Genomic DNA, 20,821 nt, shown 5'->3' on the forward strand with positions numbered 1-20,821 from the left:
GCCGGAATCAGCGCTTGTTCGCCTTGACTTCTGCTTCACGCAGGGCCGGGGCGAGCTTGTCCAGCACACCGTTGACGAACTTGTGGCCATCGGTGGCACCGAAGACCTTGGCCAGTTCCACACCTTCGTTGATCACAACGCGGTACGGCACATCGACGCGCTTGATCAGTTCCCAGGTGGACAGGCGCAGCACGGCCAGTTCGACCGGGTCGAGCTCTTCCAGTGCGATGGTCATGCAAGGCACCAGCGCCTTGTCGATTTCGCCCTTGATTGCCGGAACCCCATGCAGGATCTCGCGGAAGTAGGCACCGTCGACATCGGTGAAATCGTTATCGACCCGGAACTGCGCTTCGATCTCGTTCAGCGAATGCTGGGCCATGTGCCACTGGTAGAGGGCCTGGGTCGCGAGCTTGCGGGCTTCGCGGCGCTTGGCGCTCTTCGAGGGCTTGCCGGCATCCGCAGGTTTTTGATCGCGCGGGTTGAAACGATCGCTTTCGTCGCTAATCACTTGGCCTCCAACTGCGCCAGCAGGCTGACCATTTCCAGAGCGGACAGGGCAGCTTCACCGCCTTTGTTGCCAGCCTTGGTGCCGGAACGCTCGATGGCTTGCTCGATGGAATCGACGGTCAGTACGCCGAACGCCACCGGAACACCGAACTCCATGGACACCTGGGCCAGGCCCTTGGTGCATTCGCCTGCCACGTATTCAAAGTGCGGGGTACCACCACGGATCACGGCGCCCAGGGCGATGATCGCGTCGTAGGCGCCTTGCTGGGCGACCTTCTGTGCTACCAGCGGGATTTCGAACGCACCCGGGGCACGGATGATGGTGATGTCGCTTTCGCTGACACCGTGGCGAACCAGGGTATCAACGGCACCGCTTACCAGGCTTTCGACAACGAAGCTGTTGAAGCGGCCAACCACCAAAGCATAGCGACCTTTGGGGGCGATGAAGGTACCTTCGATGGTCTTCAGGGTCATTCCGATAATCTCATCTTCAAGAGCGAGGCCGCATGCAAGCGGCCTCGACAGGGGTCTGGACTCGAGCAGAGGGCGTCAATGCCGCCTCAAGTCACTCGGAGGGCACGTATTCTACAACTTCCAGATCGAATCCGGATATCGCGTTGAACTTCATCGGCGAACTCATCAGGCGCATCTTGCGCACACCGAGGTCACGCAGGATCTGCGAACCGGCACCCACGGTGCTGTAGGTGGTCGGTGCCTTGGCCGGTGCATCGCCCGCGCTTTCACGGATATGCGCCAGCAGCACATCGCCGTCCAGCGGGTGACCCAGCAGCAATACCACGCCGCTGCCGGCCTCGGCTACGGCGGCCATGGCCGCACGCAGGCTCCAGCGGCCGGGTTGCTTGACCAGCAGCAGGTCGCGCAACGGGTCCATGTTGTGCACACGCACCAGGGTCGGCTCTTCGGCGCAGATCTTGCCCAGGGTCAGGGCCATGTGCACGTCGCCTTCCACCGCGTCGCGGTAGGTGACCAGGTTGAATTCACCCAGCTCACTTTCCACCGGCTGCTCGGAAACGCGCTGCACTGTGCGTTCGTGGATCATGCGGTAGTGGATCAGGTCGGCGATGGTGCCGATCTTCAGGCCGTGCTCGGCGGCAAACACTTCCAGCTCGGCGCGGCGCGACATGGTGCCGTCGTCGTTCATCACTTCGCAGATCACGCCACTTGGCTCGAAACCGGCCATGCGCGCCAGGTCGCAGGCAGCTTCGGTGTGGCCGGCGCGGGCCAGGGTACCGCCAGGCTGGGCCATCAGCGGGAAGATATGGCCGGGGCTGACGATGTCATCGGCCTTGGCATCCTTGGCAGCCGCAGCCTGCACGGTGCGGGCGCGGTCAGCGGCGGAAATGCCGGTGGTGACGCCTTCGGCGGCTTCGATCGACACGGTGAACTTGGTGCCGAAGCCCGAGCCGTTGCGCGGCGCCATCAGTGGCAGCTTCAGCGTTTCGCAACGCTCGCGGGTCATCGGCATGCAGATCAGGCCGCGGGCGTGCTTGGCCATGAAGTTGATGTGCTCAGGCAGGCAGCACTCGGCTGCCATGATGATGTCGCCTTCGTTTTCGCGGTCTTCGTCATCCATGAGGATGACCATTTTGCCCTGGCGGATGTCTTCGACCAGTTCTTCGATGCTGTTGAGCGCCACGCGGCACCCCCTTCTCAATCAGGATTTCAAGAAGCCGTTGGCGGCCAGGAAGCTTTCGGTAATGCCACTGCCCTTGCTCGCTTCCGCGGCCTTGTCACCCAGCAGCAAGCGCTCCAGGTAACGGGCCAGCAGGTCGACCTCAAGGTTTACCCGACGCCCTGCGCGGTAGTCGGCCATGATGGTTTCGGACAGGGTGTGCGGGACAATGGTCAGCTCGAATTCGGCGCCATTGACCTCATTGACCGTCAGGCTGGTGCCGTCGACGGTGATCGAACCCTTGTGGGCGATGTACTTGGCCAGTTCCTTGGGTGCACGCACCCGGAACTGGATGGCGCGGGCGTTATCGCTGCGCGAGATGATTTCGCCGACCCCGTCGACATGGCCGCTGACCAGGTGGCCACCCAGGCGGGTGGTAGGGGTGAGGGCCTTTTCAAGGTTGACCTTGCTGCCGCTCTTGAGGTCGATGAACGCGGTGCGCTTGAGGGTTTCGACGCTGACGTCGGCCCAGAAGCCGTCGCCCGGCAGTTCGACGGCGGTCAGGCACACACCGTTGACGGCAATGCTGTCGCCGAGCTTGACGTCACCCAGGTCGAGCTTGCCGGTTTCGACGTAGACGCGCACGTCGCCACCCTTGGGGGTGAGGCTGCGGATAGTGCCGATGGATTCGATGATGCCGGTGAACATGGGGTCTTCCTCAAAAACGGTTTGCGCAAGGCAAGCCCGGCATTATACGCCGGGCGCCGGCAGGGGGATGGCTGTGACCCGCCAGTCATCGCCCACTGCGCGCATTTCGGTAATTTTCAGCCGCGGTGCTTCGCTCATTTTGTCCAGCGGCCAGTCCAGCAACGGGCGGGCGTTGGAGCCGAGGAAGGTGCCGGCGACGAACAGCTGGTACTCGTCCACCAAGCCATGCCGGGCAAAGGCGCCGACCAGGCCGGCACCGGCTTCCAGCAGGATTTCGTTGACGCCGCGGGCTGCCAGGGCTTGCAGCAGCGCTGGCAAGTCGACCTGGCCATTGTCGCCCGGCACGCTGAGCAACTCGTGGCCGGCAGCGGCATAGCCCGGGTCATCTGCGACAGCGGTCACCACCAGTGCCGGGCCGGCCTGGAAGAACGGCGCATCCAGGGGCAGGCGCAAACGGCCATCGACCAGCACACGCAGGGGCGTGCGGCTGAGCGCCAATGTGGTGGTTTCGGCATCCAGGCCCAGTTCGGCGCCACGTACGGTCATGCGTGCATTGTCGGCCAGCACGCTCGCAGCACTGGTGAGCACCACGCTGGAGCGGGCGCGCAGGCGTTGCACCGCCGAACGGGCAGCCGGGCCGGTGATCCACTGGCTTTCGCCACTGGCCATCGCGGTGCGGCCGTCCAGGCTCATGGCCAGTTTGGCGCGCACGAACGGCAGGCCATGCTCCATGCGCTTGAGAAAGCCCGGGTTGAGCGCCCGCGCCTCGGCTTCGAGCACGCCGCTGGCCACTTCGATGCCGGCCTCGGCCAAACGCCGCAGGCCCTGCCCCGCCACTTGCGGGTTGGGGTCCTGCATGGCGGCGACCACCCGCGCCACGCCGGCCTTGACCAGTGCTTCTGCACACGGCGGCGTGCGGCCATGGTGGCTGCACGGTTCAAGGGTGACGTAGGCGCAGGCGCCGCGTGCCCGTTCACCGGCCTGGCGCAAGGCATGCACTTCGGCATGCGGCTCGCCAGCGCGCACGTGCCAGCCTTCGCCGACCACTTCGCCATCGCGCACGATCACGCAGCCTACGCGTGGGTTGGGGTGGGTGGTGTACAGACCCTTGCGCGCCAGCTCCAGCGCGCGGGCCATGTAGTGGGCGTCAAGGATGGCAGCTTGGCTGGGCATGTTCACTCTTTAGCCGGCTCACGGGCCAGGCGGTCGATTTCTTCGCGGAACTCGTCCAGGTCCTGGAAGCGCCGGTACACCGAGGCAAAGCGGATATAGGCCACTTCATCGAGCTTGCGCAGCTCGGCCATGACCATTTCACCCACCACCAGCGATTTGACTTCGCGCTCACCCGTGGCGCGCAGGCGGCTTTTGATGTGCGCCAGCGCCGCTTCCAGGCGCTCGACACTGACCGGGCGCTTTTCCAGGGCCCGTTGCATGCCGGCGCGCAGCTTGTCTTCGTCGAAGGGCTGGCGTGTGCCGTCCTGCTTGATCAGCCGGGGCAGCACCAGCTCGGCGGTTTCGAAGGTGGTGAAGCGCTCGCCACAGGCCACGCATTCGCGGCGGCGGCGCACCTGCTCGCCCTCGGCGACGAGGCGAGAGTCGATGACCTTGGTGTCGTTGGCACCGCAAAAGGGACAGTGCATGGTGGCAGGCAACAAAAAAAGGGAGGGCCATGGTAGCGCATTGCACTGGCAAGACAAGCCAAAGGGGTTAACATCCATGGGAAATCTGCCCGTGAAGGACTCCCCCATGCACTACCGAGCGCTCGTCGTGCTGTGCTGCGCCGCCCTGCTCGCCGCCTGCGGCAGCGACAGGCCGAAAACCGATACTCCCGCGGCGCCCGCGCCAACCCGCTCGGCCAAACCGGCCGAAGTACTGGGCCCGCTGCCGGCCTACCAGCGTGAACTGAGCGGCACCTTGCTGGAAATACCGGCCGGTGCCGACGTGGAACTGGCCTTGCTGGTCATTGACGAACGCGACCGCCCGCAACGCCTGCTGGCCAGCAGCAACCTGACCGGCACCGGCCAGGCCCTGCCCTACCACCTGCGCTTCAACCCCGAGGCCTTCCCGGCCGACGCGCGGGTCGAGCTGCGTGGCCGTGCCAGCAGCTCCGGCCAGCTGATCATGCACTTGCCACCGGTGCGCATCACCCAGGCCCAGACCCAGGCCACCGGCCCACTGCGTTTCGAGAAGGCGCCTTAAGTGGCGCCGCTTGCCCTGCAACAGGCCCTCAGCGGCCTGATCGGCGAAGCGCGGCTGGTGGTCAGCGAGCTTCCAGGCTGCAACCTTAAGCTGTGGCTGATCGATGACCAGAACATGGACCGCGCCTTCAGCAGCGAAGAGACCCGGCGCATTCTTGAAGAGCCGCCGTACTGGAGTTTTTGCTGGGCCAGCGGCCTGGCCATGGCCCGCTACCTGGCCGAGCGCCCGGAATGGGTGGCCGGCAAGCGCGTACTGGACTTTGGCGCCGGCTCCGGTATCGCCGGCATTGCCGCCGCGCGCGCCGGCGCATTGGAGGTGGTGGCCTGCGACCTCGACCCATTGGCCCTTGATGCTTGCCGCGCCAATGCGGCACTGAACGGGGTCGAGCTGAGCTACAGCAGCGATTTCTTCGCCGAAGCCGACCGCTTCGACCTGATCCTGGTTGCCGATGTGCTGTACGACCGCGCCAACCTGCCGCTGCTGGATGCCTTCCTCGGCCGTGGCCGCCAGGCACTGGTCGCCGACTCGCGGGTACGCGACTTCAGCCACCCGCTGTACCGGCAGCTGGGCGTGCTCGAAGCGCTGACTCTGCCTGACTTGGCCGAGCCGCACGAATTCCGCCGGGTCAGCCTGTACCACGCCAGCCGCGACGCCTTATAGTGGTGCCATACATGAGTTTGCGAGAGTCGCGATGACCCAAGACACGCCTTACATTTTCGACGCTACCGACGCCACCTTCCAGCAACTGGTGATCGAGAACTCCTTCCACAAGCCGGTGCTGGTGGACTTCTGGGCCGAGTGGTGCGCGCCGTGCAAGGCACTGATGCCGCTGCTGGCGAAGATTGCCGAGGGTTACCAGGGCGAGCTGTTGCTGGCCAAGATCAACTGCGACGTGGAGCAGCAGGTGGTTGCCCAGTTCGGTATCCGCAGCCTGCCGACCGTGGTGCTGTTCAAGGACGGCCAGCCGGTGGACGGCTTTGCCGGTGCCCAGCCGGAGTCAGCGATCCGCGCTATGCTCGAGCCGCATGTGCAGCTGCCCCCAGCCCCTACAGCATCACCGCTGGACCAGGCCAAGGCGCTGTTTGCCGAAAGCCGCTTTGCCGAGGCCGAAGCGCTGTTGCAGGCATTGCTGGGTGAAGACAACAGCAATGCCGAAGCGCTGATCCTGTATGCCCGCTGCCTGGCCGAGCGTGGCGAACTGGGCGAGGCCCAGGTGGTACTGGATGCGGTCAAGACCGATGAGCACAAGGCCGCGCTGGCCGGTGCCAAGGCCCAGCTGACGTTCCTGCGCCAGGCAGCCAGCCTGCCGGAAGTGGCGGATCTGAAAAGCCGCTTGGCGCAAAACCCGCAAGATGATGAGGCGGCTTACCAGCTGAGCATTCAGCAACTGGCGCGCCAGCAGTATGAAGCGGCGCTGGATGGGCTGCTGAAGCTGTTCCAGCGTAACCGTGGGTATGAGAACGGGCTGCCGCAGAAAGCGTTGCTCCAGGTGTTCGAGTTGCTGGGTGGTGATCACCCGCTGGTTGGGGTTTACCGTCGCAAACTGTCGGCGGCGCTGTTCTGACCTGAAGCCCATTGCGAGGGCTTCGCCCTCGTTCGCGGGCACGCCCGCTCCCACAGGATACCCACCGAATTCGGGACTGGTGCAATACCTGTGGGAGCGGGCGTGCCCGCGAAGGGGCCAGAACAGGCAATACAGGCTTATCCCACCCAGTGATAAACCGGCGCGTCCACGCCACTTTCCACCTTCACATCACTGCTGTGCCGCAAGCGCACCAGCAGCCGCTTACCCGCCGCCGTGCTCCCCGCCAGCCCTTCCAGCCGGTCCAGCAACTCCGGCCCGCTCATCTGCCCCGCCAGGCGCAATACATCACGCGCCGCAGTCCACTGCCCGTCATCCTGGCGCGGTACCGCCACGGTTTGCGTTGCTGCGGTCTGCGCTACCACCGGTACATCAATCTGCCGCCCCAGCTGCGCCCACTCTTCAGGCGCCAGCTCGATGGTCAGGTCGACCGGCCACTCACCAATCTGTCCACGAATCCTCATGATGCATTCCTTGAACCCAGGTCAATGCACCCATGCTACCGCAACATGAAACCTTCGCCACACAGGCTGGCGGCACGCAGAAAAGTTGTTATAACATAACTCAACTTTCAGCCCGTTACCGGAGTCGTCCATGCGTCGTCTGCTGCTCGCCCTGCCCTTCGCCTTGCTGCCACTGGCCATGGCCCATGCTCACGATGACCATGATCACGACCATGCCCATGGCACCCTTGGCGCCCATGAGCATGGCGTGGCCAAGCTCAACGTGGTGCTCGATGGCAACACGCTGGAGCTGGAACTGGACAGCCCGGCGATGAACCTGGTCGGCTTTGAACACGCCGCCAGCAGCGATGCCGACAAAGCCAAGGTCGCCGCCGTGCGCCAGCAGCTCGAACAACCGCTGAAGCTGTTCGGCCTTTCTGCTGCCGCAGGCTGTAAAGAGGACCAGCAGGAACTTGAAAGCCCGCTGTTCGGTGACGCCCCGAAAGCCGACGACGATGGCGACGAACATGAGCACGGCCACCAGCACAGCGACATCGGCGCCCACTACCAGCTGACCTGCGCCAACCCCGACAAATTGGCGCAGGTAGACCTCGCACCGCTGTTCAAGGCCTTCCCGGCCACCCAGAAGATCAACGTGCAGCTGATTGGCCCTAACGGCCAGAAAGGCGTGGAAACCACGCCAGCCAAGGCAGCGGTCGCTTTCTGAATGAGCCAGCCGTTGATCGAACTGCATGACCTGGTGTTCGCCTGGCCAGGCCAGCCGCCGCTGCTGGATATTCCGGCCTTCCACCTGGACGCTGGTGAAGCGTTGTTCCTGAAGGGCCCCAGCGGTAGTGGCAAAACCACCTTGCTAGGCCTGCTGGGTGGCGTGAACGTGCCGGCCCAGGGTCGCATCCAGTTGCTCGGCCATAACCTCGGCAGCCTGGGCCAGGGTGCCCGTGACCGCTTCCGGGTCGATCACACGGGTTACATCTTCCAGCAGTTCAACCTGCTGCCGTTCCTGTCGGTACGTGAAAACGTCGAGTTGCCCTGTCGCTTCTCGCACAGCCGCAAGGCTCGCGCCGAGCAGCGTCATGGCAGCGTCGACCAGGCAGCCAGCCTGCTGCTGGCCCACCTGGGGCTGGACGACCCCGCCCTGCTCGCCCGCCGCGCCGATAGCCTGTCGATCGGCCAGCAGCAGCGGGTGGCCGCCGCCCGCGCGCTGATCGGCCAGCCCGAGCTGGTCATTGCCGACGAACCCACCTCGGCACTGGACGCCGATACCCGTGAAGCATTCATTCGCCTGCTGTTCGATGAATGCCGGGCCGCCGGTGCCAGCCTGCTGTTCGTCAGCCATGACCAGAGCCTGGCGCCACTGTTCGACCGCCACCTTTCCCTGGCCGAACTCAACCGCGCCGCCAAGCCCCGGGAGGCCTGATGTACCTGCTCCGCCTTGCCCTGGCCAGCCTGGCCAACCGCCGTTTCACCGCCTTCCTCACCGCGTTTGCCATCGCCCTGTCGGTGTGCCTGCTGCTGGCCGTGGAGCGCGTTCGCACCGAAGCCCGCGCCAGCTTCGCCAGCACCATCAGCGGTACCGACCTGATCGTCGGCGCCCGCTCCGGCTCGGTGAACCTGCTGCTGTATTCGGTGTTTCGCATTGGCAACGCGACCAACAACATCCGCTGGGACAGCTTCCAGCACTATGCACAGGACCCACGGGTGAAATGGGCGATCCCCATTTCGCTGGGTGACTCGCACCGTGGCTATCGGGTGATGGGGACCACCACCGATTACTTCAGCCATTACCAGTACGGCCGCAAGCAACATCTGCAGCTGAGCCAGGGCCGTGAATTCGCCAGCGACCCGTTCGAGGTGGTACTGGGCGCAGAAGTGGCCGATGCGCTGCACTACAAGCTGGGTGACAAGCTGGTGCTGGCCCATGGTGTGGCGGCGATCAGCCTGGTGAAGCACGACGACAAGCCGTTCACCGTGGTGGGTGTGCTCAAGCGCACCGGCACACCGGTGGACCGCACCCTGCATATCAGCCTGGGCGGCATGGAGGCCATCCATATCGACTGGCACAACGGTGTGCCGGCCCGTGGCGCCGGGCGCATCAGTGCGGAGCAGGCACGTACGATGGACCTGCAACCTGCCGCCATCACTGCCTTCATGCTGGGCCTGAACAACAAGATCGCGACGTTCAGCCTGCAGCGGGAGATCAACGAGTACCGCAGCGAGCCGTTACTGGCGATTCTGCCTGGGGTGGCACTGCAAGAACTGTGGAGCCTGATGGGCACAGCGGAACAGGCGTTGTTCGTGGTGTCTTTGTTCGTGGTGCTGACCGGCTTGATCGGCATGCTCACGGCGATTCTCACCAGCCTCAACGAGCGCCGGCGGGAGATGGCGATCTTGCGGTCGGTCGGCGCCAGGCCGTGGCATATTGCGGGGCTACTGGTGCTGGAAGCGCTGTCGCTGGCGGCGGTGGGGATCGTGGCCGGGCTGGGGTTGCTGTATGCCGGTATCGCCTTGGCACAGGGGTATGTGCAGGCCAACTATGGTTTGTACCTGCCACTGGCTCTGCCGAGCGCTCATGAATGGACTTTGCTGGCTATCATCCTGGGGGCTGCGTTGCTGATGGGTAGCGTGCCGGCTTGGCGGGCCTACAGGCAGTCGCTGGCCGATGGCCTGTCCATACATCTCTGAGTGCCCCTGATGATCCAGTACCTCACTGCCTTCTTCGCGGGCACGCCCGCTCCCACAGGGATTCCCACAGGCTTTGAACCTTGCGCAGGACCTGTGGGAGCGGGCATGCCCGCGAACAGGCCGGCAATGCAGATGCTATTGACCCTGCTGTTGCTGATAGCAATGCCTCTGTGGGCCGCCGAACCCAAGGAGCTGGACTGGCCCGCCCTGATCCCCGAGGGCGCCCCGGTCATCCCCCCGCAACTGGCGCCACTGCACGACATGTCACAGCTCAGCAATGCCTTGTCTGCCGAGTCCGCCCCACCCGCACGCCAGCAAGCGCCCGACGCACCGGTGGTCAAAAGCCTCGACGGCCAGCAAATCAAGTTACCCGGCTACATCGTGCCACTGGAGGTGAGCGAAGAAGGCCGCACCACCGAATTCCTGCTGGTCCCTTACTACGGCGCGTGCATCCACGTACCGCCACCACCGTCAAACCAGATCGTGCATATTTTCAGCGAAATGGGCGTGCGCGTCGAAGACCTCTACCAGCCCTACTGGATCGAGGGAAAGATGCAGGTTAGAGCCTCCAGCAGCGAACTGGCCGATGCCGGCTACCAGATGGAAGCCGAGAAAATATACGCTTATGAGCTGAAATGAGAACCGCTTCGAATTTGTAACGCCGCTTCTTTGAGCTGGGTCAAACAATCCGTTTAGACAGCTCCGTACCATTGGACTACTCGATTAATAACGTCCTTTGGGAGCTTCCATGAACAAGTCTTTGCTCGGCGCCTCGCTTGTGGCCCTTGCGCTCGCCGCCCCTGCCGCCCAGGCCTACCAGGCGGGGGACATGATCTTGCGCGCAGGCGCCATCACCACCGCCCCGAACGAGAGCAGCGGCGACCTCAAGTTCGACGGCAACAAGGTGTCGGGCACCAAGGCGACCCTGGACAGCGACACCCAGCTGGGCCTGACCTTTGCCTACATGCTCACCGACCACATCGGCCTGGAGCTGCTGGCAGCCACTCCGTTCAAGCATACCGTCGGCGTTAAAGGCCTGGGCGGCGGGCTGGACGGCAAGCTGGCAGACATCAAGCAACTGCCACCGACCCTGTCGCTGCAGTACTACCCGATGGAGCCGAACTCGCGCTTCCAGCCGTATGCCGGCGTGGGTATCAACTACACCCTGTTCTTTGACGAAGACCTGAGCAGCGCGCGCAAGCAACAAGGCTTCAGCAACCTCAAGCTGCAAGATTCGGTGGGTATTGCCGGCCAGTTGGGCATGGACTACATGCTGACTGAAAACCTGCTGGTCAACGCCTCGGTCTGGTATGTCGACATCGACACCAAGGCCAGCGTCAATGGCCCGACCGCGCTGGGCTACAGCAAGACCAAGGTCGACGTCGACGTTGACCCATGGGTGTACATGGTCGGCCTTGGCTACAAGTTCTGACCGGAACACCGAAGGGCGGCCCCAGCCGCCCTTTCTCGTCGCAGCCACAGCCAATAGCCCAGCGCGACCGCACTGATGGCCATGCCAAGCCCGCACACCGCCGCCCAACCCCACCGGGCATACACCCAGCTCGCCAGCACTGCACCCACGCCGCTACCAACCGAGTAGCAGCACATGTAGGCACCTATCAAGCGGCTGGCCATCGCGCCACGCCCGGCCAGCAACAGGCTCTGGTTGGTGACATGCACCGCCTGCACGGCAAAGTCCAGCATCAGCACACCCATCACGAAGGCCAGCAGCGAATGCTCGACGAACGCCGCGGGCAGCCACGACAGCGTTAGCAGCGCCAGCGCCAACCCGGTTGTGCGCTCACCACGCCCCATGTCAGCCAAACGCCCGGCACGCGAAGCCGCCAACGTACCCGCAACACCTGCCAGGCCGAACAGGCCGATCTCGGTATGGCTCAAGGCCAATGGCGCGGCGCTGAGCGGCATGACCATGGCACTCCACAACACGCTGAACGCGGCGAAGATCAATACGCCGAACAATCCACGCTCGCGCAGCAGCCTGTCGTGCCGGTACAAGTGGAGCTGGGAAACGATCAGCTCTCGGTAGCCAGGCCGCTGCGCCAACGGCTGCCCGCCTGGCAAACAGCGCCACAGCACCAGGGCCAGCGCCAGCAACAGCCCGGCGGCAATCAGGTAGACACTGCGCCAGCCGGCCAGGTCAGCCAGCGCACCCGCCACCAGGCGCGCCAACAGAATGCCCAGCACAATGCCGCTGGTAACGGTGCCTACGGCTTGCCCTTGCTCACCGGGTGAGGCCAGGCTGGCAGCATGCGCCACCATCACTTGCACCATGACGGCCATCAACCCGGTGATGGCCAATGCCAGCAGCAACAGCCCCCAACTCGGCGCTAGGCCCACGCCGACCAGTGCCAGCGTGGAGAACAGCAACTGGCCCAGCAGCAAGCGTTTTCGGTCGATCAGGTCTCCCAGCGGGACAATCAGCAGTAGCCCCAGGGCATATCCAGCCTGGGTCGCGCCGACTACCCAGCCAATCTGCTGCTGTGCCACCCCCAGCTCGTAGGCAATCGACTCGAGCAAAGGCTGGGCGAAGTACACGGTCGCCACTGCCATGGCACTGGTAACGGCAAGTAGCAGGGTTATCCAGCGTGTCATCGGATCGGCCTCGCCAATGTGGTTTCGAATTAAAACCACTTATGGCTATTTAGCAAATGTGGTTTTAATCTGCAACCAGGCAATCAGAACAGGCTCACCTCATGCTCGACGAAAACAATGCGCAATGCCCCGTGGCCCGAGCCCTGGAGGTATTGGGAGACCGCTGGGCGCTGATGATCCTGCGCGATGCCTTCGATGGCCTGCGGCGCTTCAGTGAGTTTCAGAAGAACCTGGGGCTGGCGAAAAACATCCTCGCCTCACGGCTGAAGCTGTTGGTGGAGAGTGGCTTGCTGGAGATGCAGCCGGCCTCGGATGGCAGTGCCTACAAGGAATATGTGCTGACCGAGAAAGGGCGGTCGGTTTTTCCGGTGGTGATTGGCTTGAGGCAGTGGGGGGAGCGCTTTCTGTTTGGGGCGGGTGAGGCGCGGTCGGAGTTGGTGGAAGGTGCTACCGGACAAGCCCTTGAGACGTTACAGGTGCGGACCCAGGATGGGCGGGCCTTGGCAGCAGAGGATTGCCTGCGCAGAGTTGTGCGGCATGGGTGATTTTGGGGCTGCTTTGCAGCCCATCGCCGGCAAGCCAGCTCCCACAGGTACAGCGCTGCCCTCAAGAGCGACCCTGTACCTGTGGGAGCTGGCTTGCCGGCGATGGGCCGCAAAGCGGCCCCAGCGTTATCAGCTTTTACCGAGAAGCTTGGCCAGACCCTCGACCATCGGCGTCGCCTTCGGAAACTCGAACCGCGCCAGCAAACGTTGGTTATCCGCCCGCGAATGGCGAATATCACCCGAACGCGCCGCTACATGGGTGACCGGCGGCAATTTGCCCACCACCTTCTTCAGCGCCACCAGCAACTGGTTCAACGAGGTAGCCTGGTTGAGGCCGATGTTCACCGCGCCCTCCCCGACCTGCTGCTGTTCCAGCGCCTGCACCATCACCTGCACCAGGTCACCCACGTAAAGGAAGTCGCGGGTCTGTTCGCCATCACCAAAGATGGTAATCGGCAAACCCTGCACAGCGCGCTCGCAGAAGATGCTGATGACCCCGGAATACGGCGAGGACGGGTCCTGGCGCGGCCCGAAGATATTGAAGAAGCGGAACACCACCGGTTCCAGCCCATGCTGGCGTCGGTAAAAGTCCAGGTACTGCTCACTGGCCAGCTTGTCCACCGCGTACGGGGTCAACGGCGCCTTGGGCGTGTCTTCGGCAATCGACTCGCCCTCGCCATTGTTGCCATACACCGCTGCACTGGAAGCGAACAACACCCGCCGTACACCCTGCACACGCATGGCTTCACATACGTTCAGGGTGCCGATGAAGTTGCTCTGGTGAGTGCGCACCGGGTCTTCAACCGAGGCCTGCACCGAGGCCACCGCCGCCAGATGCACCACGGCGCTGCAACCTGCCGCAGCTTGGGCGACCAGCGCAGCATCGGCGACATCGCCTTCGATCACTTCCAGCCGTGGGTGACCGACCTGCAGGTTGCTGCGCCGCCCTGTGGAGAAATCGTCGAGAATGCGTACGGCGTAGCCTTTGTCCAACAACGCATCGCACAGGTGGGAGCCAATGAAGCCGGCACCGCCGGTGATCAGGATGAGGGCGTCAGCCATGGCGGTAGAACCGGTCCAGTAGAGGCGGCAAGCCCGCGCGCCAGGCACGCGGCTTGATGCCGAAGGTATGAAGGATTTTCTTGCAGGCCAACACCGCGTGCTGTGGCTCTTCGCTTGCGTCCGGGCGGGCGGCATGGGCCTGCGGCGTCGGTGCCTGCACGGCCAGCTGCCGGTATTGACCTGCTTCGGTCAGGATCGCCTGGCCCAGCGCCAGCGGCGTGGTCGCCTCGTTGCCGGCGTAATGGTAGGTGCCCCACAGCGGCGCACTGCAATCGAGCTGCTTGAGCACCGACAGGATCACCCGCGCGGCATCGTCGACCGGCGTCGGGTTGCCACGCCGGTCATCGGCCAGCAGCAGCTCTTGCGGCTGCTCGGCACGGGTCAGGAAGCGGCCCAGCGACCCGTCGATGCTTTCATCCAGCAACCAGCCAAAGCGCAGTAGCACATGCTGCGGGCAAGCCGCGCGCACACTTTGCTCGATGCGCCACAGCGCCTGGCCACGCAGGCCCAACGGCACCGGCTCGTCTTTTTCGCTGTAGGCCGTGGCCCGCGAACCATCGAACACACGGTAGCTGGAAGGCTGTACCAACGTGATCTGGTGGTGCTGGCACAGTTCAGCCAGCCGCTCCACCGCCCGCTCCTGTTGAGCCAGGCGTTGCTCGCTGACCGACTCCGCCTGGAACCAGTCGAAGTAATAGGCCAGGTTGACCAGGGCGTCAGGGCGGTGATCGTCGAGCAGCTGGGTGAGGTTGGCAGGCGTCCAGCCGTTCTCGGGCGGGCGCGGCGCCAGGAATGCGATGTCCTCCTCGGCCCCAAGACGAATCAGCGCTTGCCCGAGGGCATTGCCACCACCCAACAGCATTAGGCGCATACGCATAGAGTCAGCAGATCCGGAGAGGTTGATGAAGGAAAGGGGTCATTTTGCGGTTTCCGGGCGGGGAAGTCCAACCCTCAGCCTGACGGCACTACCCCCTAAGACAATTCCTACCGCATCCATGGACATTCCCCACAGCTTGCAGGGGCTCGACCTTACATCATCGGTAAAAAATCTCTGGCTAAATAGTTGCCGTTCCAACAAGAGGTTTCACCTTCCCTTACATACAAGGAGAATAACAATGGAAGGGGTAAACGCTATGGCCGCACCCGAGATCCTCCATCTCAAATTCAGCAAACTGCAAGCCCGGATACTTGATCACGGCTCACGACAAACCGCCGATATAGGCGGCCCCGATGCTGCAGGTGCTGCTGCACTGTCCGCCTGTCAGGCAAAAATCTTGAAAAGCTCGCTGACTGATGCACAAATCGAACTGCTAGAAATCTTTGCCTCAGGAAAAATAGCAGCACTTGAATTCAGTGGAATGGAGATCCCCTCCACTGACCCCATACCAAAGTATCTGGCAGATATCCACGTTCTGAATGCAGAACCTGTAACCGTCTACATGGCATCAAGAAACCAAATTCTTTTGAGCCTTGCCGGGTACCGATCATTCGCATTCGATATCGATAATGGGGGCATGCAAGTACGACTTGTTGGAAATTTCAAAGGTGGTGGAGAACGATTGCTGCCGAATGAATTTGACCATCATCAAGCCGAGTTGAGTTCCCATGCAGGCGTTCAGCTAGGCCCTCATACCGAACCTCCTTACAACTGCTCAGTTCAGAGCGAGGGGGAGCGCTCCCCAGCCCCGAGCGCATTAATCCTGAGTGCAAGATGGAACCCACTACGGGAGCCGACAAAACTGATACCCGTACGCAATGCAATTTCAAAGCTTAACGGCCTTGAGGCACTGGCACTATCTTCCAAGTCATTTTGCTTTACCCGCAGCGACTGCTTCGTGAAAGATGAGAGTCAGGTGATGATCGCAAACTCAATCCTTCAGTTCGACCCTAAAGGTGATTTCACCCTCCGCTATAGCAGCTACAGACACTCACTACACAATGAAGCCAGCCATTCGACAGGACGGGCTTATGAAACATTGAAAGGCTTATTAGACAACGAGCAACCCTGCAACTTTCTGCCAAGACCTGACGCCGCGATATTAATCAACAACAACCAGGCACTTCACGCTCGCGACATCGTCAAGGACAACCGGAGACTGCTGGTTAGATTATTTGGTTACTCACCTGACGCCCAGCCTGTGATATTACAAGAAGATCCGCTGATCGTGCGCGGCTAAAGCCGGGGAGAAACAGATGGAGATTGAAGTTTCAATACTCTTGACGCTGGCTTCTGTCGCTTTGCTTGCCGGCTTTTTCGATGCAATAGCAGGAGGCGGAGGATTACTCACATTACCGGCCTTTTTCATTGCAGGTGTCGATCCATTGGCAGCGATGGCTACCAACAAATTTCAGGCCTCTTCAGCCAGTGTTTCAGCAGTGTGGGCGTTCGCCCGTAAGCGGATGATCCATTGGCGTACTGGCTTGCCAATGGCCGCATTGTCGTTCGCGGGTGGTGTCACAGGGGCATTGTCGATCAGCATGATCGACAATGCCCTCCTGGAGTCAATCGTCCCTGTCTTGCTAATTACAGTGGCCCTCTACTTTGCGTTCAGCCCCAAGATTGGTAACCAAGATCGCAGGCAGAGGATGCCGTATTTGGGCTTCACACTGGCAGTTGCTCCAGTCATTGGCTTTTACGACGGCATCTTCGGACCAGGTACGGGTTCATTTTTCATGGTCGCCCTCACCCTACTCCTGGGGCAGCATCTCATGCAGGCGATTTGCAGTAGCAAATTGCTCAATGCTTCCTGCAACCTCGGCGCCCTTTCGGTCTTTGCCTTCAGCGGCGCAATCATCTGGCCTTTAGCTCTGGCAATGGCATTCTGCGCCATTGTTGGAGCCCAACTCGGCGCACGTTGCGCGCTCTACTTCGGGCCACGTCTGATCAAGCCACTGATCATCACTGTTTGCTGCCTGATGTCCTTGAAACTTTTACTCAATGAGGGGCATCCGGTTGGGGAGTGGTTGCGGCAACTTTGAGTCTTCGTTGAGCTCTGAGTCGGGAACACCGCCCCTTCCCAACAGGTGCGGCCCCGGCAAGGCTGGCCCCTCAGCTGGCAATCAACCTATGAAATGGTTCGGCAATAAAGACCCATTCAAGCGCTGGGTCTATTCGATCTCGAACAGGCTGTTACGCAACGGCCCCACACTCAACCGCTCACGCACGTCATCATCTATACGCGGATCATCCGGCCGGTACAGTTTCACTTGCCTGAAGGCATTGATGCGATTGATCTCCTCTCCCAGGTATTCCCACACCACACGGGTACAAGCCGGGTTGCGCCGGTCGCCGCTTGAAACGCCGGCCTTCAGGCCATTCAGGCGGGTAATGCGGCTTTTGAAGCTGGGGATGAGGATGGTCTGGCTCATTTCGTTGTACGTGAGCGACTCGTAATCGATCAGGAACACCCGGTCCTGGAGCTGGAACGCAGCACCGAGGTAACGGCAGCGTACCTCGGCATGCTGGTCGTTGGCGCTGGAGCGCTCCTGGCGCTCCTGGCGCTCGAACAGGAAGCGGCCGCGCTCCTCCCACAGGTGCACCAGCGACACCAGGATCGTGCCCGGCACCGACATGCAGTTGGAATACTCGAAGTAGTAACCGCAATAGCGCGACAGGTTGCCGGCGTGCTCGTGCAGCGGGCGGAACAGTTCGCTGATCGGATCGCTGGGCTGCTCGGCCAGCGTCGACACGCGTGCGCCAATCAGCCGGGCGAACTGCTCGGCAGGCAAGTTCAGTTCGTAATCCTCGACCCCGAAGAAATCGCCGATGCGCTTGAGGTTGAACGGCGTCGGACGGCTCTGCCCGCTCAGGTACTTGTTGAACTGCGCGCGGTTGATCGAAAGCTGGCGGCAAACTTCGGAGATAGAGCGGTAGTGGCTGCAAGCCAGCTTGAGGTTGGTAGCGAAATGATCGCTCATGTGCGGGACCCAGGTGACGCGAATGACGCCATTGTAGCATCAAGTCGCGCCAACTAAGAGCAACCCGCGAAATTGTAACCACTCTTGTCATGGCCAACCATGCGCCCCAACGAATAGCGGTGCGCCTGCCGTCCGCTCGTCTTTCCACACGAAGAATAAGAATCGAGGTCATTCTCCAATGCTCGAAGTAATCAACGATTTCCTTTCGGGGAAACTCCTCATCGTGCTGATCGTAGGGCTGGGTAGCTACTTCACCATCCGCTCCCGGTTCGTCCAGTTCCGCCACTTCGCCCATATGTTTGCCGTGTTCAAGGAATCGCTGCGTGGCCAGGCAGGCCAGCTGAGCTCCTTCCAGGCCCTGATGCTGAGCCTTGCCGGCCGCGTGGGCGCCGGTAACATCGCGGGTGTGGGTATTGCCGTGACCCTGGGTGGCCCGGGTGCCGTGTTCTGGATGTGGGTCACTGCCCTGGTAGGCATGTCCAGCAGCTTCTTCGAATGCACCCTGGCTCAGGTGTACAAGCGCGCCGATGGCGACGGCCTGTACCGTGGCGGCCCTGCCTACTACATCCAGCATGGTCTGAAGCGCAAAGGCATGGCCATCGTGTTCTCGCTCCTGCTGCTGGTCACCTACGGCTTCGCCTTCATCGGCCTGCAATCGTACACCGTGACTCACTCGCTGCAGAACGCCTTTGACTTTGCCCCAAGCCAGACCGGTATTGTCCTGGCCGTGTTGCTGGCCATCACCTTCATCGGCGGCATCAAGCGTATCGCTGCAGTGTCGGACCTGCTGGTACCGATCAAGACCCTGGCCTACATCGGCGTGACCCTGTATGTGATCGGCACCCAGATCGAACACGTGCCGGCCATGCTGGAAACGATCTTCAAGAGCGCCTTCGGCCTCGACCCGGCCTTTGGTGGCCTGCTCGGCAGCGCCATTGTCATGGGCGTGAAGCGTGGCGTGTTCGCCAACGAAGCGGGCCTGGGCAGCGCGCCGAACGTCGCCGCCGTGGCTGCCGTGAAACACCCGGGTGCCCAGGGCGTGGTCCAGGCCTTCAGCGTGTTCCTTGATACCTTCGTGATCTGCACCTGCACCGCGCTGCTGATCCTGCTGTCGGGCTTCTACACCCCAGGCTTCGAGGGTGACGGCATTGTCCTGACCCAGAACTCGCTGGCCGCCGTGGTCGGTGACTGGGGCCGTGTGTTCGTCAGCGTGGCACTGTCGCTGTTCGTGTTCACCTGCATCCTCTACAACTACTACCTGGGCGAGAACAGCCTGCAGTTCCTCACCCGTAACCGCGTGGTCCTGATGGTGTTCCGTGGCCTGGTGCTGGCACTGGTGGTGTGGGGCTCGATGCAAGACCTGTCGACCGTGTTCGCCTTCGCCGACATCACCATGACCTGCCTGGCCTTCGTCAACCTGGTGGCCCTGGCCCTGCTGTTCAAGGTCGGCCTGCGCGTGATGCGTGACTACGACGAGCAGCGCAAGGCGGGTATCCAGCAGCCTGTGTTCGATTCGACCAAGTTCGCCGACCTGGACCTGGACCGCAATGCCTGGCCTGCCAATCCGCAGGTGGAAACAGCCACTGACAAAACAGTCGGCCAAGCTCAGCCTCAGCGCTGATACGCTGCCCTGCCCAGCCGCCCCTTCTGCGGGCGGCTTTTCTTTCTCCGCTCACCGCTACGGATGTTTTCCATGCGCGCAGTAAAGAATCTTCTCGTTCTCTATACCGGTGGCACCATCGGCATGCTCGAAACCCCGGAAGGCCTGGCGCCGGCGGGTGGTTTTGATGCACGGATGCGCGAGCACTTCGCCCACATGGCCGATGCGCCCCAGCTGCAATGGACCCTGCAGGAGCTGAACCCGCTGCTCGACAGCGCCAACATGCAGCAGCACAACTGGCTGGCGATGCGTGATGCCATCGTCGAAGCAGTGGATGTGGCGGGCCATGACGGCGTGCTGGTGCTACACGGGACCGACAGCCTGGCGTACAGCGCTGCGGCGCTGTCCTTCCTCCTGCTGGGCATGCCGGTACCGGTACTGCTGACTGGCTCGATGCTGCCAGCTGGCGCGCCGGACAGCGACGCCTGGGCAAACCTGTGCGGTGCGTTGCGCCAGTTCGAAAACGGCCTGGATGATGGCGTGCAGCTGTACTTCCACGGCCAACTGCTGCATGGCTGCCGGGCGTCGAAGCTGCGCAGCGAGGCGTTTGATGCCTTTGCTGCGCTGCCGCGCCATCGTGACGGCGAGCATGCTGCTACGGTCCCTGCCGAGCTTGGCTACAAACACCCGCGCCAACCGGTCAACCTGGCAATAGTGCCGGTGTTCCCGGGGTTGCAGGCCGGGCACTTGCAGGCGCTGATCGACAGCGGTGTACAAGGGTTGCTGCTGGAGTGTTACGGCAGCGGTACCGGGCCATCGGATGACCAGGCATTGCTGGAGGTGCTGAGCGCGGCGCGCCAGCGTGGTGTGTTGCTGGCGGCTATCAGCCAGTGCCCGGAAGGTTCGGTGGTGTTCGACACCTATGCGGCGGGTAATCGACTGCGCGGGGTCGGGCTGGTCAGTGGTGGTGGCATGACCCGTGAGGCAGCGCTGGGCAAGATGTTCGCGCTGCTGGGGGCTGGGTTGGATGTAGATGCAGCAGAAAAGTGGTTTGCCTTGGATCTGTGTGGCGAACGAGCCTGATTGTAACCTGGACTGGCCTCATCGCCGGCAAGCCAGCTCCCACAGGGATAACACAAGGCCCGAGGCCTGCGGAGTACCTGTGGGAGCTGGCTTGCCGGCGATAGGGCCATGACAGGCAAAAGTAATGGCGGAAGGCAGCGGGAGTCGAACCTGCCCGGGAACGGCTGCCGTCCCCAACCGGGTTTGAAGCCCGGCCGCGCCACCGGGCGCGATTGCCTTCCTTGA

24 protein-coding genes and 1 tRNA gene are annotated in these 20,821 nt (G+C 62.5%); 13 read left to right on the forward strand and 12 right to left on the reverse strand.

All coding sequences use genetic code 11. The annotated features are described in order from the left end of the window. Positions 1 to 7 precede the first annotated feature (7 nt). From nusB to nrdR, 6 genes are all read right to left on the reverse strand, one after another. Positions 8 to 508: a transcription antitermination factor NusB gene (gene nusB / locus ACFY9W_RS13665; RefSeq protein ID WP_391131025.1), complete on the reverse strand. Its 501-nt coding sequence runs from the start codon at positions 506 to 508 to the stop codon at positions 8 to 10. Next, entirely contained in the window at positions 505 to 981 is a 477-nt protein-coding gene (gene ribE, locus ACFY9W_RS13670; protein WP_391131027.1) for a 6,7-dimethyl-8-ribityllumazine synthase, read from the reverse strand. The genes nusB and ribE overlap by 4 nt, the downstream gene beginning before the upstream one ends. Before the next feature lie 91 nt (positions 982 to 1,072). Continuing rightward, the gene (ribBA, locus tag ACFY9W_RS13675) at positions 1,073 to 2,164 is read right to left on the reverse strand and encodes a bifunctional 3,4-dihydroxy-2-butanone-4-phosphate synthase/GTP cyclohydrolase II (RefSeq protein WP_391131030.1); all 1,092 of its coding nucleotides are present in this window, start codon (positions 2,162 to 2,164) and stop codon (positions 1,073 to 1,075) included. An 18-nt stretch (positions 2,165 to 2,182) separates the two neighbouring features. Further along, positions 2,183 to 2,848, reverse strand: coding sequence for a riboflavin synthase (locus tag ACFY9W_RS13680; protein ID WP_391131033.1), 666 nt, complete (start codon positions 2,846 to 2,848; stop codon positions 2,183 to 2,185). 42 nt (positions 2,849 to 2,890) lie between these two features. Next, the gene (ribD, locus tag ACFY9W_RS13685) at positions 2,891 to 4,021 is read right to left on the reverse strand and encodes a bifunctional diaminohydroxyphosphoribosylaminopyrimidine deaminase/5-amino-6-(5-phosphoribosylamino)uracil reductase RibD (RefSeq protein ID WP_391131036.1); all 1,131 of its coding nucleotides are present in this window, start codon (positions 4,019 to 4,021) and stop codon (positions 2,891 to 2,893) included. A 2-nt stretch (positions 4,022 to 4,023) separates the two neighbouring features. Continuing rightward, positions 4,024 to 4,488, reverse strand: coding sequence for a transcriptional regulator NrdR (gene nrdR / locus ACFY9W_RS13690; RefSeq protein WP_009685710.1), 465 nt, complete (start codon positions 4,486 to 4,488; stop codon positions 4,024 to 4,026). Between the two features lie 106 nt (positions 4,489 to 4,594). Here nrdR and ACFY9W_RS13695 point away from each other — a divergent pair, with 106 nt between their 5' ends. From ACFY9W_RS13695 to trxA, 3 genes are read left to right on the forward strand one after another with little or no spacing between them, the layout of a single operon-like run. Beyond that, the gene (locus tag ACFY9W_RS13695; protein ID WP_391131040.1) at positions 4,595 to 5,047 is read left to right on the forward strand and encodes a YbaY family lipoprotein; all 453 of its coding nucleotides are present in this window, start codon (positions 4,595 to 4,597) and stop codon (positions 5,045 to 5,047) included. Next, entirely contained in the window at positions 5,048 to 5,707 is a 660-nt protein-coding gene (locus tag ACFY9W_RS13700; protein ID WP_391131042.1) for a 50S ribosomal protein L11 methyltransferase, read from the forward strand. Positions 5,708 to 5,738: 31 nt separating this feature from the next. Then, complete coding sequence (trxA, locus tag ACFY9W_RS13705) at positions 5,739 to 6,611, forward strand: thioredoxin (protein ID WP_391131044.1); 873 nt, start codon at positions 5,739 to 5,741, stop codon at positions 6,609 to 6,611. Between the two features lie 137 nt (positions 6,612 to 6,748). Here the strand turns inward: trxA and ACFY9W_RS13710 are convergent, their stop codons facing one another. Continuing rightward, positions 6,749 to 7,093 (reverse strand): hypothetical protein, encoded by a 345-nt coding sequence (locus ACFY9W_RS13710; RefSeq protein ID WP_391131047.1) that lies wholly within the window; start codon positions 7,091 to 7,093, stop codon positions 6,749 to 6,751. 130 nt (positions 7,094 to 7,223) lie between these two features. Between ACFY9W_RS13710 and ACFY9W_RS13715 the strand changes: the two genes are divergently transcribed. The 5 genes from ACFY9W_RS13715 (at position 7,224) to ACFY9W_RS13735 (ending at position 11,207) form a co-directional block, all read left to right on the forward strand. Beyond that, positions 7,224 to 7,799 (forward strand): DUF2796 domain-containing protein, encoded by a 576-nt coding sequence (locus tag ACFY9W_RS13715; RefSeq protein ID WP_391131050.1) that lies wholly within the window; start codon positions 7,224 to 7,226, stop codon positions 7,797 to 7,799. Further along, positions 7,800 to 8,510, forward strand: coding sequence for an ATP-binding cassette domain-containing protein (locus tag ACFY9W_RS13720; RefSeq protein WP_391131053.1), 711 nt, complete (start codon positions 7,800 to 7,802; stop codon positions 8,508 to 8,510). It abuts the gene before it with no gap. After that, complete coding sequence (locus ACFY9W_RS13725) at positions 8,510 to 9,775, forward strand: FtsX-like permease family protein (RefSeq protein ID WP_391131056.1); 1,266 nt, start codon at positions 8,510 to 8,512, stop codon at positions 9,773 to 9,775. Before ACFY9W_RS13720 ends, ACFY9W_RS13725 begins: the two co-directional genes overlap by 1 nt. Before the next feature lie 126 nt (positions 9,776 to 9,901). Further along, positions 9,902 to 10,414: a DUF3299 domain-containing protein gene (locus ACFY9W_RS13730; protein WP_391131151.1), complete on the forward strand. Its 513-nt coding sequence runs from the start codon at positions 9,902 to 9,904 to the stop codon at positions 10,412 to 10,414. Between the two features lie 109 nt (positions 10,415 to 10,523). After that, the gene (locus ACFY9W_RS13735; protein WP_391131059.1) at positions 10,524 to 11,207 is read left to right on the forward strand and encodes an OmpW family outer membrane protein; all 684 of its coding nucleotides are present in this window, start codon (positions 10,524 to 10,526) and stop codon (positions 11,205 to 11,207) included. Here the strand turns inward: ACFY9W_RS13735 and ACFY9W_RS13740 are convergent. Next, positions 11,195 to 12,388 carry an MFS transporter gene (locus ACFY9W_RS13740; RefSeq protein ID WP_391131062.1) on the reverse strand — a complete coding sequence of 398 codons (1,194 nt, stop codon included), beginning with the start codon at positions 12,386 to 12,388 and terminating at the stop codon, positions 11,195 to 11,197. The two genes, ACFY9W_RS13735 and ACFY9W_RS13740, sit on opposite strands and share 13 nt — an antisense overlap. Before the next feature lie 101 nt (positions 12,389 to 12,489). Here ACFY9W_RS13740 and ACFY9W_RS13745 point away from each other — a divergent pair, with 101 nt between their 5' ends. Beyond that, entirely contained in the window at positions 12,490 to 12,933 is a 444-nt protein-coding gene (locus ACFY9W_RS13745; protein WP_391131065.1) for a winged helix-turn-helix transcriptional regulator, read from the forward strand. A 129-nt stretch (positions 12,934 to 13,062) separates the two neighbouring features. Here the strand turns inward: ACFY9W_RS13745 and ACFY9W_RS13750 are convergent, their stop codons facing one another. Both ACFY9W_RS13750 and ACFY9W_RS13755 read right to left on the reverse strand, forming a co-directional pair. Continuing rightward, positions 13,063 to 13,995 (reverse strand): NAD-dependent epimerase/dehydratase family protein, encoded by a 933-nt coding sequence (locus tag ACFY9W_RS13750; RefSeq protein WP_391131068.1) that lies wholly within the window; start codon positions 13,993 to 13,995, stop codon positions 13,063 to 13,065. Continuing rightward, entirely contained in the window at positions 13,988 to 14,872 is an 885-nt protein-coding gene (locus tag ACFY9W_RS13755) for a sugar nucleotide-binding protein (protein WP_391131071.1), read from the reverse strand. The genes ACFY9W_RS13750 and ACFY9W_RS13755 overlap by 8 nt, the downstream gene beginning before the upstream one ends. A gap of 238 nt (positions 14,873 to 15,110) precedes the next feature. Between ACFY9W_RS13755 and ACFY9W_RS13760 the strand changes: the two genes are divergently transcribed. Continuing rightward, positions 15,111 to 16,172, forward strand: coding sequence for a hypothetical protein (locus tag ACFY9W_RS13760; RefSeq protein WP_391131074.1), 1,062 nt, complete (start codon positions 15,111 to 15,113; stop codon positions 16,170 to 16,172). A gap of 16 nt (positions 16,173 to 16,188) precedes the next feature. Beyond that, positions 16,189 to 16,974: a TSUP family transporter gene (locus ACFY9W_RS13765; RefSeq protein ID WP_391131077.1), complete on the forward strand. Its 786-nt coding sequence runs from the start codon at positions 16,189 to 16,191 to the stop codon at positions 16,972 to 16,974. A gap of 129 nt (positions 16,975 to 17,103) precedes the next feature. On the opposite strand, the gene ACFY9W_RS13770 is transcribed toward ACFY9W_RS13765, so the two are convergent. Further along, positions 17,104 to 17,913: a helix-turn-helix domain-containing protein gene (locus ACFY9W_RS13770; protein WP_391131081.1), complete on the reverse strand. Its 810-nt coding sequence runs from the start codon at positions 17,911 to 17,913 to the stop codon at positions 17,104 to 17,106. A gap of 178 nt (positions 17,914 to 18,091) precedes the next feature. On the opposite strand from ACFY9W_RS13770, the gene ACFY9W_RS13775 reads away from it, so the two are divergent. Together ACFY9W_RS13775 and ACFY9W_RS13780 are read left to right on the forward strand one after the other, a co-directional pair. After that, positions 18,092 to 19,534, forward strand: a complete 1,443-nt coding sequence (locus tag ACFY9W_RS13775; protein ID WP_391131084.1) for an amino acid carrier protein — start codon at positions 18,092 to 18,094, stop codon at positions 19,532 to 19,534. A 72-nt stretch (positions 19,535 to 19,606) separates the two neighbouring features. Then, a complete protein-coding gene (locus ACFY9W_RS13780) occupies positions 19,607 to 20,596 on the forward strand; it encodes an asparaginase domain-containing protein (RefSeq protein WP_391131086.1) in 990 nt (329 codons plus the stop codon). 125 nt (positions 20,597 to 20,721) lie between these two features. Here the strand turns inward: ACFY9W_RS13780 and ACFY9W_RS13785 are convergent. After that, positions 20,722 to 20,817, reverse strand: a tRNA-Sec gene (locus tag ACFY9W_RS13785). Positions 20,818 to 20,821: the final 4 nt, after the last annotated feature.

The sequence above is a fragment of the Pseudomonas sp. NPDC008258 genome (assembly GCF_042956345.1).
In the GTDB taxonomy this organism is placed as follows: Bacteria; Pseudomonadota; Gammaproteobacteria; order Pseudomonadales; family Pseudomonadaceae; genus Aquipseudomonas.

What these genes read in the sequence shown, in the direction of transcription:
- ribE (WP_391131027.1), bottom strand. Translation starts at nt 981, where the DNA reads ATGACCCTGAAGACCATCGAAGGTACCTTCATCGCCCCCAAAGGTCGC.
- ACFY9W_RS13680 (WP_391131033.1), bottom strand. Translation starts at nt 2,848, where the DNA reads ATGTTCACCGGCATCATCGAATCCATCGGCACTATCCGCAGCCTCACC.
- ribD (WP_391131036.1), bottom strand. Translation starts at nt 4,021, where the DNA reads ATGCCCAGCCAAGCTGCCATCCTTGACGCCCACTACATGGCCCGCGCG.
- nrdR (WP_009685710.1), bottom strand. Translation starts at nt 4,488, where the DNA reads ATGCACTGTCCCTTTTGCGGTGCCAACGACACCAAGGTCATCGACTCT.
- ACFY9W_RS13695 (WP_391131040.1), top strand. Translation starts at nt 4,595, where the DNA reads ATGCACTACCGAGCGCTCGTCGTGCTGTGCTGCGCCGCCCTGCTCGCC.
- trxA (WP_391131044.1), top strand. Translation starts at nt 5,739, where the DNA reads ATGACCCAAGACACGCCTTACATTTTCGACGCTACCGACGCCACCTTC.
- ACFY9W_RS13710 (WP_391131047.1), bottom strand. Translation starts at nt 7,093, where the DNA reads ATGAGGATTCGTGGACAGATTGGTGAGTGGCCGGTCGACCTGACCATC.
- ACFY9W_RS13715 (WP_391131050.1), top strand. Translation starts at nt 7,224, where the DNA reads ATGCGTCGTCTGCTGCTCGCCCTGCCCTTCGCCTTGCTGCCACTGGCC.
- ACFY9W_RS13720 (WP_391131053.1), top strand. Translation starts at nt 7,800, where the DNA reads ATGAGCCAGCCGTTGATCGAACTGCATGACCTGGTGTTCGCCTGGCCA.
- ACFY9W_RS13725 (WP_391131056.1), top strand. Translation starts at nt 8,510, where the DNA reads ATGTACCTGCTCCGCCTTGCCCTGGCCAGCCTGGCCAACCGCCGTTTC.
- ACFY9W_RS13730 (WP_391131151.1), top strand. Translation starts at nt 9,902, where the DNA reads ATGCAGATGCTATTGACCCTGCTGTTGCTGATAGCAATGCCTCTGTGG.
- ACFY9W_RS13735 (WP_391131059.1), top strand. Translation starts at nt 10,524, where the DNA reads ATGAACAAGTCTTTGCTCGGCGCCTCGCTTGTGGCCCTTGCGCTCGCC.
- ACFY9W_RS13740 (WP_391131062.1), bottom strand. Translation starts at nt 12,388, where the DNA reads ATGACACGCTGGATAACCCTGCTACTTGCCGTTACCAGTGCCATGGCA.
- ACFY9W_RS13745 (WP_391131065.1), top strand. Translation starts at nt 12,490, where the DNA reads ATGCTCGACGAAAACAATGCGCAATGCCCCGTGGCCCGAGCCCTGGAG.
- ACFY9W_RS13750 (WP_391131068.1), bottom strand. Translation starts at nt 13,995, where the DNA reads ATGGCTGACGCCCTCATCCTGATCACCGGCGGTGCCGGCTTCATTGGC.
- ACFY9W_RS13755 (WP_391131071.1), bottom strand. Translation starts at nt 14,872, where the DNA reads ATGCGTATGCGCCTAATGCTGTTGGGTGGTGGCAATGCCCTCGGGCAA.
- ACFY9W_RS13760 (WP_391131074.1), top strand. Translation starts at nt 15,111, where the DNA reads ATGGAAGGGGTAAACGCTATGGCCGCACCCGAGATCCTCCATCTCAAA.
- ACFY9W_RS13765 (WP_391131077.1), top strand. Translation starts at nt 16,189, where the DNA reads ATGGAGATTGAAGTTTCAATACTCTTGACGCTGGCTTCTGTCGCTTTG.
- ACFY9W_RS13770 (WP_391131081.1), bottom strand. Translation starts at nt 17,913, where the DNA reads ATGAGCGATCATTTCGCTACCAACCTCAAGCTGGCTTGCAGCCACTAC.
- ACFY9W_RS13775 (WP_391131084.1), top strand. Translation starts at nt 18,092, where the DNA reads ATGCTCGAAGTAATCAACGATTTCCTTTCGGGGAAACTCCTCATCGTG.
- ACFY9W_RS13780 (WP_391131086.1), top strand. Translation starts at nt 19,607, where the DNA reads ATGCGCGCAGTAAAGAATCTTCTCGTTCTCTATACCGGTGGCACCATC.